General features: G+C 67.6%; 13 protein-coding genes and 1 pseudogene. 4 read left to right on the plus strand and 10 right to left on the minus strand.

Features of this window, described 5'->3' with window-relative positions:
* The first annotated feature begins 60 nt into the window (after positions 1-60).
* Positions 61-318 (plus strand): type B 50S ribosomal protein L31, encoded by a 258-nt coding sequence (locus RTM68_RS02505; protein WP_025103626.1) that lies wholly within the window; start codon positions 61-63, stop codon positions 316-318.
* Positions 319-393: 75 nt separating this feature from the next.
* On the opposite strand, the gene RTM68_RS02510 is transcribed toward RTM68_RS02505, so the two are convergent.
* Genes RTM68_RS02510 through RTM68_RS02520 form a run of 3 tightly spaced genes read right to left on the minus strand, consistent with a single transcriptional unit; the run spans position 394 to position 3,982 of the window.
* On the minus strand, positions 394-675 hold the full coding sequence (locus RTM68_RS02510) for a hypothetical protein (RefSeq protein ID WP_312167941.1): 282 nt from the start codon (positions 673-675) through the stop codon (positions 394-396).
* Positions 676-729: 54 nt separating this feature from the next.
* Positions 730-1,977, minus strand: a complete 1,248-nt coding sequence (locus tag RTM68_RS02515) for an alpha/beta fold hydrolase (RefSeq protein WP_312167943.1) — start codon at positions 1,975-1,977, stop codon at positions 730-732.
* Between the two features lies 1 nt (position 1,978).
* The gene (locus RTM68_RS02520) at positions 1,979-3,982 is read right to left on the minus strand and encodes a DUF262 domain-containing protein (protein ID WP_312167945.1); all 2,004 of its coding nucleotides are present in this window, start codon (positions 3,980-3,982) and stop codon (positions 1,979-1,981) included.
* Positions 3,983-4,158: 176 nt separating this feature from the next.
* Here RTM68_RS02520 and RTM68_RS02525 point away from each other — a divergent pair, with 176 nt between their 5' ends.
* Positions 4,159-4,932, plus strand: coding sequence for a hypothetical protein (locus tag RTM68_RS02525; protein WP_194763246.1), 774 nt, complete (start codon positions 4,159-4,161; stop codon positions 4,930-4,932).
* 186 nt (positions 4,933-5,118) lie between these two features.
* Positions 5,119-5,622 (plus strand): DUF3145 domain-containing protein, encoded by a 504-nt coding sequence (locus tag RTM68_RS02530; protein WP_312167946.1) that lies wholly within the window; start codon positions 5,119-5,121, stop codon positions 5,620-5,622.
* Between the two features lie 142 nt (positions 5,623-5,764).
* On the opposite strand, the gene RTM68_RS02535 is transcribed toward RTM68_RS02530, so the two are convergent.
* The gene (locus RTM68_RS02535) at positions 5,765-7,168 is read right to left on the minus strand and encodes a PLP-dependent aminotransferase family protein (protein WP_312167947.1); all 1,404 of its coding nucleotides are present in this window, start codon (positions 7,166-7,168) and stop codon (positions 5,765-5,767) included.
* Positions 7,169-7,263: 95 nt separating this feature from the next.
* Between RTM68_RS02535 and RTM68_RS02540 the strand changes: the two genes are divergently transcribed.
* Entirely contained in the window at positions 7,264-7,920 is a 657-nt protein-coding gene (locus RTM68_RS02540; protein ID WP_312167949.1) for a hypothetical protein, read from the plus strand.
* Positions 7,921-7,989: 69 nt separating this feature from the next.
* On the opposite strand, the gene RTM68_RS02545 is transcribed toward RTM68_RS02540, so the two are convergent.
* The 6 genes and pseudogenes from RTM68_RS02545 to aceE all read right to left on the minus strand — a co-directional run bounded on the left by RTM68_RS02545 (position 7,990) and on the right by aceE (position 15,607).
* A complete protein-coding gene (locus RTM68_RS02545; protein WP_312167951.1) occupies positions 7,990-9,228 on the minus strand; it encodes a beta-ketoacyl-[acyl-carrier-protein] synthase family protein in 1,239 nt (412 codons plus the stop codon).
* 90 nt (positions 9,229-9,318) lie between these two features.
* Positions 9,319-9,567 (minus strand): acyl carrier protein, encoded by a 249-nt coding sequence (locus tag RTM68_RS02550; protein WP_017830435.1) that lies wholly within the window; start codon positions 9,565-9,567, stop codon positions 9,319-9,321.
* Between the two features lie 68 nt (positions 9,568-9,635).
* Positions 9,636-10,637: a beta-ketoacyl-ACP synthase III gene (locus RTM68_RS02555; RefSeq protein ID WP_312167958.1), complete on the minus strand. Its 1,002-nt coding sequence runs from the start codon at positions 10,635-10,637 to the stop codon at positions 9,636-9,638.
* A complete protein-coding gene (locus RTM68_RS02560) occupies positions 10,634-11,554 on the minus strand; it encodes an ACP S-malonyltransferase (RefSeq protein WP_312167959.1) in 921 nt (306 codons plus the stop codon). Before RTM68_RS02560 ends, RTM68_RS02555 begins: the two co-directional genes overlap by 4 nt.
* A gap of 97 nt (positions 11,555-11,651) precedes the next feature.
* A pseudogene (locus tag RTM68_RS02565) lies at positions 11,652-12,849 on the minus strand (PucR family transcriptional regulator).
* A 31-nt stretch (positions 12,850-12,880) separates the two neighbouring features.
* The gene (gene aceE / locus RTM68_RS02570; RefSeq protein ID WP_312167961.1) at positions 12,881-15,607 is read right to left on the minus strand and encodes a pyruvate dehydrogenase (acetyl-transferring), homodimeric type; all 2,727 of its coding nucleotides are present in this window, start codon (positions 15,605-15,607) and stop codon (positions 12,881-12,883) included.
* Between the last annotated feature and the right edge of the window lie 66 nt (positions 15,608-15,673).

The raw sequence follows: 15,673 nt of genomic DNA on the forward strand, positions 1-15,673 counted from the left end.
GTCTGCACCACAGACTTCCCTCGTCCCTGGCACAATCCAGGGCAGCAACTAAGGAATCCCATGAAGACTGACATTCACCCCGAGTACAAGGCAGTCGTGTTCCGCGACCTCGGTTCGGGAGAGACGTTCCTCACCCGTTCGACGGTCACGAGCGACAAGACGATCGAGCTCGACGGCGTCGAGTACCCCGTCATCGACGTCGAGATCTCCTCGGCCTCGCACCCGTTCTACACGGGCAAGCAGCGCATCATGGACTCGGCCGGTCGCGTCGAGAAGTTCAACCAGCGCTTCAAGGGCTTCGGCGGCTCGTCCAAGTAACGACCTCCGCACGACGAAGGCCCCGGTTCCTCGGAACCGGGGCCTTCGTCGTGCGCGGGCGACGTCGGGAGATCCTCAGATGTCGAGGACGATGCGGTCGCCGTCGATCCTGCTGGGCGGGTCGCCCGGAGCCGGTGCGGGAGCTGTGCGCTTCGTCTGGCGGTCGCGCTCCATGCCTGCTTCATGCGCCGACGGCATCCAGACCGCCTCGAAGGATCCGCCCAGTCCGCCACCGGCGCTCTCGTACTTCTTCTCGAGGGGCACCCTCGCGTAGACGGTGACGATCGTGATGACGATCGCGATCGCGGCGACGATGAGGAGCGTGATCATGAGCAGCATCCCGAGTGTGTCGGTCATGAGATCAGGCTAAGGGGATGCGGCCGAGTCCGACATCCACCTCAGGGATGATCCTCAGCGGATGCGTCGATCGTGGGCGAGGTCGATCAGTCGCGACAGCACCGGGCCGGATCGCAGACCGTTGTGCTCGTGCTCGCTGGTGACCCAGAGCTTCACGTCGGGGAGCAGTCGTGCGGTCTCGAGCGAGTACTCCATGGGCACGTACACATCGTTGACATAGACGGCTGCGGCGCCGCGCGCTCCGGATGCCGAGATCGCGACCTCGTCGTAGATCCGTGGCCATTCGAACTCGGCCAACTCGAGCGCGACATCGCGCCACGGCTGGAAGGCCGGCACCGTCTCGGTCCAGTCGCGACGGATGTGCTCTCCCGTGAAGAGCGTCACGTCCGCGCGGAAGTCATCGGGCTCGACGCGCTCGGCTGACCACCGCGTCGCCTGTCCGTTGGCATAGCTCGACTCGTGGAAGGCGAAGTAGAGCGGGTTGCGACCTCCGTACGGCATCGCGTGCATGAGGTCGTGGCGGAAGGCGTTCGATGTGTGGTCGCGCTCGAGAATCGACCACAGGGTCTGCCAGCCGTCGTTCGTGCCGAGGGCCGAGCCGACCGAGCGCAGTCGCGACGGCGAGACGACTTCACCGTCCGGCAGGACGATCTCGCCCGCCGCGGCGCGATCGACGAGACGCCTCATCACGTCGCGGTGCTCGGGGAACCGACGGTAGTACCGCTCGGACGCCGCGCGCATCTTGTCGTAGCAGAGCGCGTAGACCTCGTCGGGGTGGCGGTTCACGGTGCTGAGCCCGCCGGTGATGTAGACATCGGCCAGCGAGTCCGCATCCGTCGACAGGTAGGCCAGGGTCGTGAAGCCGCCGAACGACTGGCCGAGCACGCTCCATGTCTCGGCGCCGAGGTGCTCGCGCATCGCCTCGCAGTCGCGGACGATCGAGTCGGCGCGAAGGTGGGTGAGGTACTCGGCGACCTCGGCTGATCCGCGCTCGAGGTCTGCATCGCCGACGGGCGTGGAGAGTCCGGTGCCTCGCTGGTCGAGCATCACGACGCGGTGGTGCACGAGCGCCTCGTCGAGCCAGGCCGGCGATGCCGACGAGTGGAAGGGCCGCGGTGCCTCGTGGCCGGGGCCGCCCTGCAGGAAGACCAGGTAAGGGAGATGCTCGCCTCCCTCGCGCGAGACCACACGGGCGAAGACGTCGATGGTCCGGGTGTCGGCAGCGTCTGCCCAGACGAGCGGGACGGTGAGCGTGTGCTCCTCGACGGTGAGGTCGAGCATCCGGCGGATGGTGGTCGTCATGTCACATCACATTCCCGATATAGGAGTACTTGACGAACACCTCGGAGGCGATGCCCGCCTCCTGGAGCACGCCCTGCACCGCGTTCATCATGTAGTTCGAGTCCCACCCCATGTAGAGGTGGTGCGACTCGTCGAGCTGATCCCATTGGCCCTTCCACGCCATCTCGTCGTAGATGGGTCCGCCGTGGGTCGCGCAGTACGAGACGGCGGCGGCACGCGTGTCGGTCCAGGCCCGACGGAAGACGCGGTTGAAGAGGTACCGGACGTCGAAGACCTCCCAGCGCTCCCCGCGGTACTCCACGTACTCGAACTCGCGCTCCCACCCGGCCGGCCACCCTCGGCGCCGGACCGCATCGAGGATGGGCGTGAGCCCGTCGTCGTCGATCTCGGGGAGTGCGGGGCGCGCCCAGATGCGAAGAAGGTCGGCGGTGAGGCGGATCGTCCGCTGCGAGATCGCCGCGGTCCCCCAGGACTCCGTCGATTCGAGTTCCCTGGTCTCAGGCACAGAGCTGCGGGAGTAGGCGTCGTCGCGCTTCGCGGCGAACGACTCGCCGAAGACACGCTCTGCGAGGTGCTGCTCGAGCAGCGTGAGGTTGCCGAGTGTGGGGGCGAGCGCACGGTGCGCGTTGCGTTCGTCATCGGAGTACTCGATCCAGGGGCGGATGCCGTCGCCCGACCAACTGTCGCTGGGAACCGTGGGCACGATGTGCTCGACGTCGAAGTCGTCCGTGTCTGCGACGCATTCCAGCCGACCGAGGACGTACGCGGGATGCGGCAGTTCGCTGTACTTCAGTACGGCGCTCACTCGCTCATCCGAGGGGGTGATGCGGGCGAAGGCGCGTGCGAGCGCCTCCCGACCGTTCGAGCGCGCCCGGCACAGGCGCGCCACGAGACGCTCGTTCGGGAGGTTGACCAGAGTGCGACGCAGATACATCGTCTGGATCCACTCGAGCGTCTCGAGAAGCTCGTCGCGCGCGATGAGCCCGCGCGAGTGATCGCTGTAGACGCTCAGCACCAGGGGATACGACGCGCGGCCGAACGTGTTGACGAACCGCAACTGCTGCGCGATCTCGGGATCCTTCTCGAGAGAGGGATCGAGCAGGATGCCGTAGATCTCGGCGTAGTGACGCCAGACTGCGGCATCCGCCTGCAGGTGCTCGAGGTCGACGCGGGGGAAGGAGTGCCGGAACGCGCTGTACACGCCGTGCTCGCCGTTGGCGGCGACCTCGCGGCCCGTCGTCATGACGAGGTAGTGCCGCCAGAACGCGCCGATCGTCTCACCGGTGTGGCGTTCGATCGGCAACCAGAACCGTTCCTCGACGTCGAGCTGCTCGGCGTGCGTGAGGCCCATCAGGATGTAGTTGTGGATCAGCTCGTGATCACGCAGCGGTTCGCCCGTGGAGTTGAGGCTCTCGAAGATCTGCTGCGCGTTCGCCTCGGCACCGAGAGTGATCGACACATGCTCGAGCCGTTGCAGCCCGCGCCAGATCAGCGGCGCTTCGTCAGCATGGACCTGGCTGCGGAAGAAGGCGTAGTTGTCGTCGAAGCGCGACTCGCGGTCGGTGCGGTCACCGCGTTCGAGCACCACCGACTCGTACAGCTCTGCCCAGGCATCGTGCGGCCGGAGCTTGGTGCGGCCCGGGTCGTCGGGGCGCACGAGCACACGGTCGAGCTCTGCAGCGAGCTCGGGGGAGGAGTCCTGCACCGCGTGCCGCAGGGCCGCGACGAGGAGCATCAGCGTGGTGATGCGCTGCTGGCCGTCGATGAGCACGAGTTCGGTGTCGGCGTCGGAGTCGTCGGAGGCCGACAGGATCGAGCCGATGAAATGGCGATGCGATGCGTCTTCGCGGGCTACGGATCGTACGTCTGAGAGAAGCTGCTCGCAGCCGCCGATGTCCCAGCGGTACTGGCGCTGATACACCGGCACGACGATGGTCGTGGAGTCTTCTGCGAGCCACTCGATCGTGTTGACAGCTGTCGCCTCGACGTTGGTCGCAGTGCTCATGCTGGTGTCTCGTCCTCCCGTAACGCCCGGCGCCGAGGAGTCGCCAGGCGCCCGGATCAGTCTATTCGCTTATTCACGGCGGCCCCCGGCGGCGCTCCAGAGGTGCCCTGTTAGGCTTGCCTTATCAGGGCCTGTTAAAACGTGCTGGCCCCCGATGAAAGGATCTGGTTCAGATCATGGGATACATCAAGTCCGCCGCGCTCGAAGACAAGGGCTTCGTCGTTCTCGACAGCTACAACCAGGAGCTCGACCCGAAAGAGTGGCTCGACATCGAGTACAACGACTGGAAGTCGTCGGGTGACACCCGCTTCGCGCCGCTCGCGAGCGCCAAGGGCGAGATCGAGTGCAACGGCTTCTGGAACCACAAGCCGCCGCGCACCGACAAGGACGGCGTCTGGATCGACGAGCAGACGGCCAAGGCCCCGAACCTGACGCGCCGCGCGCAGGAGCCCGGTGCGAACGTCGGTCGTTGCCGAGTGATCGAGCTGCAGCCGACCCCGTACGGCGAATGCCTCTACAACCTCCACCAGGACGACAACAACCGTCTGAACCCCGACGGCACCGGCTGGGTCGTGCGTGGATTCTTCAACCTCAGCGACGACAAGGACAGCTTCTTCGTCCTGCGTGAGAACCGCACCGACCCGAGCATCGAGTACCGCATCGCGCTGCCGGCGGGAGCACAGCTCATTGTCGACACGCAGCGTCTGTGGCACGCGGCGACCCACGTCGGCACCGAGCCGCGGTACTGCCTCATCACCTCGTGGACGTCGGGGCCCGAGCTCGACGCCTACATCGAGAAGTACAACGGCACGCAGGACGTGCCGAACGTCGAGGTCCCGCAGGATGTTCTCGAGGCCGGCTACGCCGAGCAGGCTCGCCGCGATGCCGCGCGCGCCGCGTACTACGCAGCCAAGGGGCAGCAGGTCAAGCAGGCCATGAGCGAGGCCTGAGCCTCGCCATTACCCGACCAGTGATGGTCCGAAGGCCCCGGTCCCTGTGACCGGGGCCTTCGTCGTGGGATCACACGCTTGTTATTTGCCCTGGTCTGGGTGAGAATGGGCGCATAACCGCATATTCTCGCCAGTTCTCGTGGTTCAGGTCGTTGGGGAAGACGCACCTGATGAAACGGAGAGATCATGGCGACGGCTTACGCACGCGGAGTGGTGTTCATCCACTCTGCACCTCGCGCGCTCTGCCCGCACCTCGAATGGGCGGTGGGACGCGCTATCGGTCGTGCCGTGAACTTCGACTGGAGCGACCAGCCGGTGCTCGACGGCGCGCGACGGGCGGAGTTCTACTGGGATGGCCCGGTCGGGACCGGTGCCGCGCTCGCGACGGCGATCCGCGGCTGGGAGCACCTGCGCTTCGAGGTCACCGAGGATCCGACTCCTCGCAGTGACGGCGGACGCTGGCTGCACACGCCCGATCTCGGCATCCACTACGCGCAGACGGATGCCGCAGGGAACATCGTCATCGGCGAGGATCGCATCCGCTACGCGATGGAGATCGCGGCAGGCAGCGCCACTGAGCTGCAGCGTGAACTCGACATCGCCCTCGGCTCCTCCTGGGACGAGGAGCTCGAGCCGTTCCGTCACGCGAGTGACGACGCCCGTGTCGTCTGGCTGCACAAGGTGGGCTAGTCGACGGCACCGCCCAGACCTGGAGCCGGAAGGCGCGAGTATCGGATGCCGGTGAGTGATCCCGGGCGCTGAGAATGCGAATCCCCGCTCCACATGACGAAGACCCCGTCCCTGAGATCCAGGGGGCGGGGTCTTCGTCGTCTCAGATGACGGCCGAGCGCGGCATCTCGTGACGCGCGGAGGATCCGCCCGCCATGACGTCGTTCCAGGCGAGATGCAGCCGTGCCATCGCGTCGGCCGTCCGTTCGGGCGGAAGCGTGATGGGGATGCGCAGGCGGCGCTCCAGCACTCCGCCCGTCGAGAACCGGGGGCCCGGCGGCAGGATGAGCTGATGGTCGCGCGCGGCGAGCGACAGCGCTGTCGAGATCGGCGCACCCAGGTCGAGCCAGGCGGAGAGGCCACCGCTCGTCGACGGCATGGACAGTCCGCCGATGGATGCGACACCGGTGGCGACAGCCTCGCGGCCTGCTTTCAGGCGGGACGTGACGTGCGCGGTGAGCGCCGGCATGTCCTGCAGGAGCTCGACCGCGATGCACTGCTCCAGGAGCGCGGTTCCCAACTCGAAGGAGGGCCGGGTGGCGAGCAGACGGCTGATGAGCGCACGGTCGGCACGGATCCAGCCGATCCGCAGCCCACCCCACGCGATCTTGGACATCGAGCCGACGGTGATGATCTGCGGGCTGAAGGCGGCCATCGGAAGGGGCGACCAGCCGCGGTCGATGTCGAGCTCAGCCGTGGTCTCGTCGACGACCACGTGCGTGCCCGAGTTCCTGGCGGTCGTGGCGATGCGTGATCGCTCGGCGTCGCTCAGCGTCGCTCCGGTCGGGTTGTGGAAGTCCGGGATCAGGTACGCGACGTGCGGGCGACTGCGCAGCAGCGTGTCGGAGAGATGACGTTCGTCCCAGCCGGTGACGTCGACCGGGGTGGGGAGCAAGCGGTACCCGTGCCGGTGGAGTGCCTCGAGAGCGTGCGGGAATGTCGGCTGCTCGACGAGAGCGCGCTCACCGCGTCGACCGATCGTGGCGAGGACGAGGTGGAATGCGTTGAGCGCGCCCGACGTGATGATGATCTCGTCGGCATCCGTCTCGACCCCGCGTTCGGTGAAGCGGTGCGCGACCGCCTCGCGCAGCTCCGGGAGCCCGCGGAGCGAGTACCCGCTCGTCCCTCGGAGCGCGGCGAGTCGCGGGAGCGATCTGACCGTGGCGTCGTACAGCCCCGGAGTGGAGTCCATCGAGGCGATGGAGAGGTCGATGGCCTGCCCGTCGATCGTGTCTGTCGCCGGAGTTGTGGCGTGAGGGAGTGCCACTCGCGTGCTCCCGCCGTGCAGTCGTGTCACATAGCCGTCGCCCTCGAGGAGCCCGTACACGCGCGTGGTGGTCGAGCGCGAGCGGCGCAGCTCGAGCGCCAGTGCCCGCTCGCTGGGGAGCCGCTCACCGACGGTCAGCCGACCGTCGAGTATCAGGGCCCGGATCTGCTCGGCCAGCGAAGCCGCTGTGGCACCGGCGACGCTCTGGGTACCGAGTTGCTCGACGAGTCGGGAGGTCATCTCTCCAGCATGCCGCAAAGTGGACCGTTATCAGCAGGCCACTTTTCTGCGACTGGCCTCCGCGTCATGAAGGTGCGCAGCGCCACGATGGAACAATGCACCTCCGTTCCGTCTTCCTGCCGATCGCCGCCGTCAGCCGGCGTGACATCGTCGAGCGCATCGTCCAGCTACTCGTTGGTCTCTTCCTCTACGGCGTCGCGCTCGGTCTGATGGTGCGTGGGGGCATCGGTGTCGCGCCGTGGGACGTGCTCGCGCTGGGCATCTCCGGGCAGGCGGGAATCGGCTACGGCGTCGTCACCGTGCTCGTCTCCGTGATCGTCCTGCTCCTGTGGATCCCGCTCCGCCAGCGCGTCGGACTGGGCACGCTGCTGAATGCGCTGCTCGTGGGGCCGAGTGCCGACCTGGCTCTCTTCGTGATCCCCGCACCGCCGTCGATCTGGGTCGGCGCACCGATGTTCGTGGCGGGGCTGCTCCTGCTCGCGTTCGCCACGGGCCTCTATATCGCCGCGGACTTCGGCCCCGGACCGCGGGACGGCCTCATGACCGGACTCGTGGCGCGCACGGGCCGTCCCGTCTGGCTGGTGCGCACACTCATCGAGGGCAGCGTGCTTCTGATCGGCTTCCTGCTCGGCGGTCCGGTAGGCGTGGGCACGGTGCTCTTCGCGTTCGGTGTCGGCCCTCTCGTCGGCTGGTTCCTGCCCTGGACCACCCGACTGCGCGCGGCTCGCTCGCAGCAGCTCTCCCGCGCATAGGCGCGTCTGCGTCGGAAGACGAGAACGGCCCCCGGGATCACCCGGGGGCCGTTCTCTCGCGTCTGCGTGTCAGTCGGCGCTCGCGAAGACCGCGACGGCGTTATGACCGCCGAAGCCGAATGAGTTGCTGATCGCGTACAGCTGCCCGTCGCCGAGGGGCTGCGCCTCGCCCGAGAGCTTGAACGGCACGGCGGGGTCGGGTTCGGTCATGTTGATGGTCGGCGGCGCGACGCGGTCGCGAAGCGCGAGAAGCGAGAAGATCGCTTCGAGAGCGCCCGTGCCGCCGAGCAGGTGGCCGGTCGATGCCTTCGTGGCCGACACGGGGATCTCGTCGATCCGGTCGCCGAAGACCTTCTTGAGGGCGACGTACTCATTGGGGTCGCCGACCGGAGTCGATGTCGCGTGCGCGTTGATGTGGGCGACCTGGTCGGCGGTGATGCCTGCCTCTTCGAGAGCCTGGGTCACAGCGCGTGCTGCGCCGTTGCCCTCGGGGTCGTTGCCGGTGATGTGGTACGCGTCAGCGGTCACTCCGCCGCCGAGCACGTAGCCGTAGATCTTGGCGCCCCGAGCCTTGGCGTGCTCCTCGGTCTCGAGGATGAGGGCAGCAGCACCCTCGCCCATCACGAAGCCGTCGCGGTCGATCGCGCCGGGACGCGAGGCGGTGGCAGGGTCGTCGTTGCGGCGCGACAGCGCCTGCGCGGAGGCGAAGGACGCCATCGTGATCGGGTGGATGGCCGACTCGGTGCCACCGGCGATCACGACGTCTGCGAGACCGTCCTGCAGGTGGTGGAAGGCGTGGATGATCGACTCGGTGCTCGAGGCGCACGCGCTGACGACGGTCTGTGCGTAGGCGCGGGCCTGGAACTGCAGCGAGAGATTGCCTGCTGCCGCATTCGGCATCAGCATCGGCACGGTGAGGGGCATCACGCGGCGCGGGCCCTTCTCTCGCAGCGTGTCCCACGCGTCGAGGAGGGTCCAGAGACCGCCGATACCGGTGGCGAAGTCGACGCCGAGACGCTCGGGGGCGACCTCGGGGGAACCTGCATCCGCCCAGGCCTCGCGAGCCGCGATGAGAGCGAACTGGGAGGAGGGGTCGAGCCGCTTCGCCTCGTGGCGGGGCAGGACCTCTTCGGGGCGGACGATCGCCTCTGCGGCGAAGGTGACGGGCAGCTCGTACTGCTGAACCCAGTCGTGTTCGAGGGGGCGGGTTCCGGACTGTCCTGCGAGCAGGTTTGTCCAGTTCTCGGGAGCTGTCCCGCCGATGGCGGACGTGGCGCCGATGCCGGTGACGACGATGCGCTTGGTCATGTGTGGTTCCTTGTCAGGCGGGTCGAGCAGAAGGCGGGCAAGGCGGAGGATGCCACGCCCCGCGAGGGCGGGGGTGGCATCCTGCGTGGATTACTCCTGGCCTGCGACGATGAAGGAGACGGCGTCGCCGACGGTCTTGAGGTTCTTGACCTCGTCGTCGGGGATGGTGACGCCGAACTTCTCCTCGGCGTTGACGACGATCGTCATCATCGAGATCGAGTCGATGTCGAGGTCGTCGGTGAACGACTTCTCGAGAGCGACCTCGGAGGCGTTGATGCCGGTCTCGTCGGTGATCAGCTCTGCGAGGCCAGCGAGGACCTCATCGTTGGTGAAAGCCATGTGGTCTTCCTCTTTCTTACGGGTTGTATTCGGAACCGTGGAACAGTCTAGGGAAAGTCGGCGCGTTCTCAGGGAAGGACGACGACCTGGGCGGCGAACACGAGGCCGGCGCCGAAGCCGATCTGCAGTGCGAGGCCGCCGGAGAGCTCGGGGTGCTCCGCCATCAGGCGGTGGCTGGCGAGGGGGATCGACGCTGCCGAGGTGTTGCCCGTGGTCTCGATGTCGCGCGCGATGACCGTGGTCTCGGGAAGCTTGAGCTGCTTCGCGAACTCGTCGATGATGCGCATGTTCGCCTGGTGGGGGATGAACGCGGCGATGTCCTCGGGCTGGACGCCCGCACGGTCGAGCGCTTCGCGAGCGACCTTCGCCATCTCCCAGACGGCCCAGCGGAAGACGGTCTGGCCCTCCTGGCGCAGGGTGGGCCACGGCACATCGCCGTCGCGGAACTCCGTCAGCGTGCCGTTCATGCCGACTGCATCGGCCTTCGACCCGTCGGATCCCCAGACTGCGGGAGCGATCCCCGGCGTGTCGCTCGGACCGATGAGAGCCGCACCGGCTCCGTCGCCGAGCAGGAAGGAGATGCTGCGGTCGGTCGGGTCGACGATGTCGGACAGCTTCTCGGCGCCGATCACCAGCGCGTATCGCGCGGCGCCCGCCCTGATGAGGGCATCGGCCTGGGTCACCGCGTAGGCGTAACCCGCGCACGCGGCATTGATGTCGTAGGCGGCTGCGGGGTTCGCGCCGACCCGGTCGGCGACGATCGCAGACACCGAGGGGCTCTGCTTGGGGTTGCTGATCGTGGCGACGATGACCAGATCGACCTGGTCGGCGGGGATGCCGGCCTTCTCGATCGCCTCGGCACCGGCGAGGGCGGCGAGGTCGATGGCATCCGTGCCCTTGTCGGCGCGCACGCGGGTGATGATCCCCGTGCGCTGACGGATCCACTCGTCGCTCGAGTCGATCGGTCCGATGAGATCGTCGTTGGGGACCGCGTTCTCGCCGCGCGCCGCGCCGTACGAGAGGATGCGGGTGTACGCGGGGCCGGAGACCTGAGTGAGGGTGGCGGTCATGCTGCTTCTCCGTTCAGCAGCGCGACCGCTGCGTCGAGGTCTTCGGGGGTCTTGACGGCGACGGTCGGGACACCGCGCAGCCCGCGCTTCGCGAGGCCGGTCAGGGCGCCGGCAGGAGCGAGCTCGATCATGCCGGTGATGCCCTGATCGGCGAAGGACGCCATGCAGAGGTCCCAGCGCACCGGGGAGGACACCTGGTCGACGAGGTAGCTCAGGGCCTGCGCACCGTCGGAGACGACGGATCCGTCACGGTTGGTCCACAGCGTGATCTCGGGGTCCGCGGGCGTGACGGTCGAGACGGCGTCACGCAACGCCTCCACGGCCGATTCCATGTACGACGTGTGGAACGCGCCGGCCACCTGCAGCGGGATCACGCGGGTGCCCTTCACCGGCTCGCTGGCCAGGGCGTCGAGCCCGGCGAGTTCGCCGGCGACGACGAGCTGGCCGCCGCCGTTGTAGTTGGCGGGCGAGAGTCCCAGCTCGGTCAGACGCGTGAGGATCGTCTCCTCATCGCCACCGAGGACCGCGCTCATACCGGTGGGGGTCTGCGCCGCGGCATCCGCCATGGCACGACCGCGGATGCCGACCAGGCGCATGCCGGTCTCGGCGTCGATCACTCCGCTGCTCACGAGTGCGGCGATCTCACCGACCGAGTGGCCTGCGACGCCGTCGGCGCGGCGTCCGGCGCGTGACGTGAGCGCGTTCGCGGCGATGAGCGACGCGGCGACGATCAGCGGCTGGGCGATGCGCGTGTCACGGATCGTGTCGGCATCCGACACCGTTCCGTGCTGTGCGAGATCGACCCCGGCGGACTCGGAGTAGGCGGCGATGCTGTCGGCGACGCCTTCCAGCTCAAGCCAAGGAGAGAGGAAACCGGGGGTTTGCGAGCCCTGTCCCGGGCATACGACGACAATCACACCCCCAGTCTGCCAACGATCCGCGCAGAGTGGTGGATGATCCATCACAAGATTCCGAAGATCGCTTGTGTGTGGCGTACAGATCTCGCGATCTCGGTCAGCGCGGGGTGCGTCGGAGCGGCGGGCGTCGACGCACCTGCTCTGCGGCACCGATGGATCCGAGGATGAGTGCCGTCTGAAGGATCAGGGCCTCGCGAGGACCTGTGGCATCCCAGCCGATCACCTCGCTGACACGCTTGAGGCGATAGCGCACCGTGTTCGGGTGCACGAACAGCTCGCGTGCCGTCGCCTCGAGGGAGCGGCCGTTGTCGAGATAGCTCCAGAGCGTGGTCACGAGATCTGTGCGCCTGGAGGGGACGGTAGATGCGCTCGATGAGCGTCTGCTTGGCGAGCGGGTCGCCCGCGAGAGCGCGCTCGGGCAGCAGGTCGTCGGCCTCGACGGGGCGGGGCGCGCTGCGCCAGGCGCGAGCGACGGCGAATCCGGCGAGAGCGGCGCGTGCACTCTGGCTCGCATCGACGAGCGCTGCGACGGCAGGGCCCAGGACCACATAGCCGGGGCCGAAGGAGGGCTCGAGTCGCGCGGCGATCTCGGTGAAGCCGAGTTCGTCATCGTCTTCCTCGTCTTCCTGGCCCTCCGCACGTGCGCGGCCGATCACCAGGACGAGTCGGGATCCCTGCACACCGATCAGCACGTCGACGGACAGCTTGCGCGCCGTGCGGCGCACCAGGTCGACATCGAACTGCGGGGGAGTCGTGCCGACCAGTACCGCCACCTCGCCGTGGCCGTGCCAGCCGAGCGCGGCGATGCGACTCGGGAGCTCCTCATCGGCTTCGCCGGTGAGGATCGAGTCGACCACGAGGGCTTCGAGACGGGCATCCCACAGACCGCGAGCCTCCGCCGCACGGGCGTAGACATCGGCGGCGGCGAAGGCGACGTCGCGCGAGTAGAGCAGGATCGCCTCTCGGAGATCCTCGCCACGACCGGCCACGCGCTCTTCCGTGACCTCGACCGTGACCCGGATGAGTTGGAGGGTCTGCTGCAGGCTGACGCTGCGCAGGAGCTCGCGCGGAGCCGCAGCGAAGATGTCTGCGGCGATCCAGGGCGTCGACGTCGGATCCTCGTACCACTGGATGAACGAGGTGATGCCGGCCTGAGCCACCAGCCCGACCGCAGAGCGGCGGGCTGGTGGCATGTCGGCATACCACGGGAGGGTGTCCTCGAGGCGCTTGATCGTCACCGAGGCGATGTCACCGGAGATCCGGCGCAGCCAGGTGAGCGTGGCGGACTTGTCCATGCCGCGCGAAGAGGACTCTGTCACCGATGGCTCAGCTTTCGCCGCCCGCGTTGCCGCTGGTGCCGGCGTTCACGTCGTGCAGGCTGTACTTCTGGATGGCCTGCGCGGCGAGGGAACGGTCGACGACCCCGTCCTCGGCGAGCGACTGCAGCGTACGGACGACGATCGACGGTCCGTCGATCTTGAAGAAGCGGCGGGCAGCCGCACGCGTGTCGGAGAAACCGAAGCCGTCGGCACCCAGCGTCGCGAAACGCTGCGGGACCCAGGGACGGATCTGGTCCTGCACCGCGTGCATGAAGTCGCTGACCGCGACGACCGGGCCCTCGGCACCCTGCAGCTTCTGCGTGAGGTACGCGGTGCGGGGCTCTTCCTCCGGGTGCAGGAAGTTGTGCTCATCGGCGGCGAGCCCGTCGCGGCGCAGCTCGGTCCAGGACGTGACCGACCACACATCGGCGATCACACCCCAGTCGTTCTTGAGCAGCTGCTGCGCCTCGAGGGCCCAGGGGAGTCCCACGCCCGAGGCGAACAGCTGGGCACGGGGGCCCTCGCCCTCGCCGACCGAGACGCGGTGGATGCCGCGCACGATGCCGTCGACGTCCACGTTCTCGGCCTCGGCAGGCATCACCATCGGCTCGTTGTAGAGCGTGATGTAGTACATGACGTTCGGGTCTTCGTGGTTGCCGCCGTACATGCGCTCGAGACCGGAGCGCATGATGTGCGCGATCTCGTAGCCGTATGCCGGGTCGTACGAGATCGTCGCGGGGTTCGTCGCGGCGAGCAGGTGCGAGTGACCGTCTGCGTGCTGCAGGCCCTCACCCGTGAGGGTGGTGCGACCCGCCGTCGCTCCCATGATGAACCCGCGGGCCATCTGGTCGCCTGCGGCCCACTGGGCGTCTCCCGTGCGCTGGAACCCGAACATCGAGTAGAAGAGGTAGATCGGGATCAGCGGCTCGCCGTGCGTGGCGTACGAGGTGCCGGCCGCGGTGAACGCCGCGAGAGCGCCCGCCTCGTTGATGCCGACGTGCACGATCTGGCCCTGAGGGCTCTCCTTGTAGGCGAGGAGGAGCTCACGGTCGACCGACGTGTAGTGCTGACCGTTCGGGTTGTAGATCTTCGCCGACGGGAAGTACGCGTCCATGCCGAACGTGCGAGCCTCGTCGGGGATGATCGGGACGATGCGGTGCCCGAAGTCCTTCGAACGCAGCAGGTCCTTCAGCAGACGGACGAACGCCATGGTCGTGGCGATCTCCTGCGTGCCGGAGCCCTTCTTGGGCAGCGCGTACGCGGTGTCGTCGGGAAGCGAGAGTCCGACGTGCGTGGAACGGCGCTCCGGCAGGTAGCCGCCGAGAGCCTGGCGGCGCTCGAGCATGTACTGGATCGTCTCGTCCTGGGGACCCGGGTTGTAATACGGGGGCAGGTACGGGTTCTCCTCGAGCTGCGCATCCGTGATCGGGATGTGCATGGCGTCGCGGAACGTCTTGAGGTTGTCCAGCGTCATCTTCTTCATCTGGTGGGTCGCGTTGCGGCCCTCGAAGTGCGGACCGAGGCCGTAGCCCTTGACGGTCTTCGCGAGGATGACGGTGGGCTTGCCCTTGTGCTCGGTCGCGGCCTTGAACGCGGCGTAGACCTTGCGGTAGTCGTGGCCACCGCGCTTGAGGTTCCAGATGTCGTCGTCGGAGTAGTCCTTGACGAGGGCTGCGGTGCGCTCGTCGCGACCGAAGAAGTGCTCACGGACGTACGCGCCGGACTCGGCCTTGTACGTCTGGTAGTCGCCGTCGGGGGTGACGTTCATGAGGTTGAGCAGCGCGCCCTCGGTGTCGCGGGCGAGCAGGTCGTCCCATTCGCGACCCCACACGACCTTGATGACGTTCCAGCCCGCACCGCGGAAGAACGACTCGAGCTCCTGGACGATCTTGCCGTTGCCTCGCACAGGGCCGTCGAGGCGCTGCAGGTTGCAGTTGACGATGAACGTGAGGTTGTCGAGGCCTTCGTTGGCGGCGACCTGCAGCTGACCGCGGCTCTCGACCTCGTCCATCTCGCCGTCGCCGAGGAACGCCCAGACGTGCGACTGGGACGTGTCCTTGATGCCGCGGTTCTCGAGGTACTTGTTCGACATCGCCTGATAGATGGCGTTGATCGGGCCGAGGCCCATCGAGACCGTCGGGAACTGCCAGTACTCCGGCATCAGACGGGGGTGGGGGTACGACGGGATGCCGTGCGGCGCGTGCGACTTCTCCTGACGGAAGCCGTCGAGCTGGTCTTCGCTCAGGCGCCCTTCGAGGAAGGAACGCGCGTAGGTTCCGGGGGAAGCGTGGCCCTGGATGAAGATCTGGTCTGCGCCGCCGGGGTTGTCGGCACCCTTGAAGAAGTGGTTGAAGCCGACCTCGTACAGAGCGGCCGACGACGCGTAGGTCGAGATGTGTCCGCCGACGCCGATGCCGGGGCGCTGCGCGCGGTGCACCGTGATGGCCGCGTTCCAGCGGATCCAGGCGCGGTAGCGGCGCTCGATCTCTTCGTCGCCGGGGAACTCGGGCTCGTTCTCGGCGGCGATCGTGTTGATGTAGTCGGTGGTCGGGACCATCGGCACGCCCAGGTGCAGCTCCTTCGAGCGCTTGAGCAGGCTGAGCATGATCTCGCGGCCACGACCGTGGCCCTTCGCCTCGACGAGCTCGTCGAGCGACTGCTGCCACTCGCCCGTCTCATCCGGATCGCTGTCGAGCGGGCCCTGGGAATACGGATCCTGGTCGTGCACAGTCACGGGGGAGCCTTTCGTCAAGCTGGCAGGTCATGCCAATGAAACGGGAAGCGACGCGGGCAGCCTTGT

This window comes from Microbacterium sp. (assembly GCF_031988965.1).
In the GTDB taxonomy this organism is placed as follows: domain Bacteria; phylum Actinomycetota; class Actinomycetes; order Actinomycetales; family Microbacteriaceae; genus Microbacterium.

Bases quoted from the DNA above. Each gene is read 5' to 3' on its own strand.
- RTM68_RS02515 (WP_312167943.1), bottom strand. From the start codon at position 1,977: ATGACGACCACCATCCGCCGGATGCTCGACCTCACCGTCGAGGAGCAC.
- RTM68_RS02525 (WP_194763246.1), top strand. From the start codon at position 4,159: ATGGGATACATCAAGTCCGCCGCGCTCGAAGACAAGGGCTTCGTCGTT.
- RTM68_RS02545 (WP_312167951.1), bottom strand. From the start codon at position 9,228: ATGACCAAGCGCATCGTCGTCACCGGCATCGGCGCCACGTCCGCCATC.
- RTM68_RS02520 (WP_312167945.1), bottom strand. From the start codon at position 3,982: ATGAGCACTGCGACCAACGTCGAGGCGACAGCTGTCAACACGATCGAG.
- RTM68_RS02510 (WP_312167941.1), bottom strand. From the start codon at position 675: ATGACCGACACACTCGGGATGCTGCTCATGATCACGCTCCTCATCGTC.
- RTM68_RS02530 (WP_312167946.1), top strand. From the start codon at position 5,119: ATGGCGACGGCTTACGCACGCGGAGTGGTGTTCATCCACTCTGCACCT.
- RTM68_RS02540 (WP_312167949.1), top strand. From the start codon at position 7,264: ATGCACCTCCGTTCCGTCTTCCTGCCGATCGCCGCCGTCAGCCGGCGT.
- RTM68_RS02555 (WP_312167958.1), bottom strand. From the start codon at position 10,637: ATGACCGCCACCCTCACTCAGGTCTCCGGCCCCGCGTACACCCGCATC.
- RTM68_RS02535 (WP_312167947.1), bottom strand. From the start codon at position 7,168: ATGACCTCCCGACTCGTCGAGCAACTCGGTACCCAGAGCGTCGCCGGT.
- RTM68_RS02550 (WP_017830435.1), bottom strand. From the start codon at position 9,567: ATGGCTTTCACCAACGATGAGGTCCTCGCTGGCCTCGCAGAGCTGATC.
- RTM68_RS02505 (WP_025103626.1), top strand. From the start codon at position 61: ATGAAGACTGACATTCACCCCGAGTACAAGGCAGTCGTGTTCCGCGAC.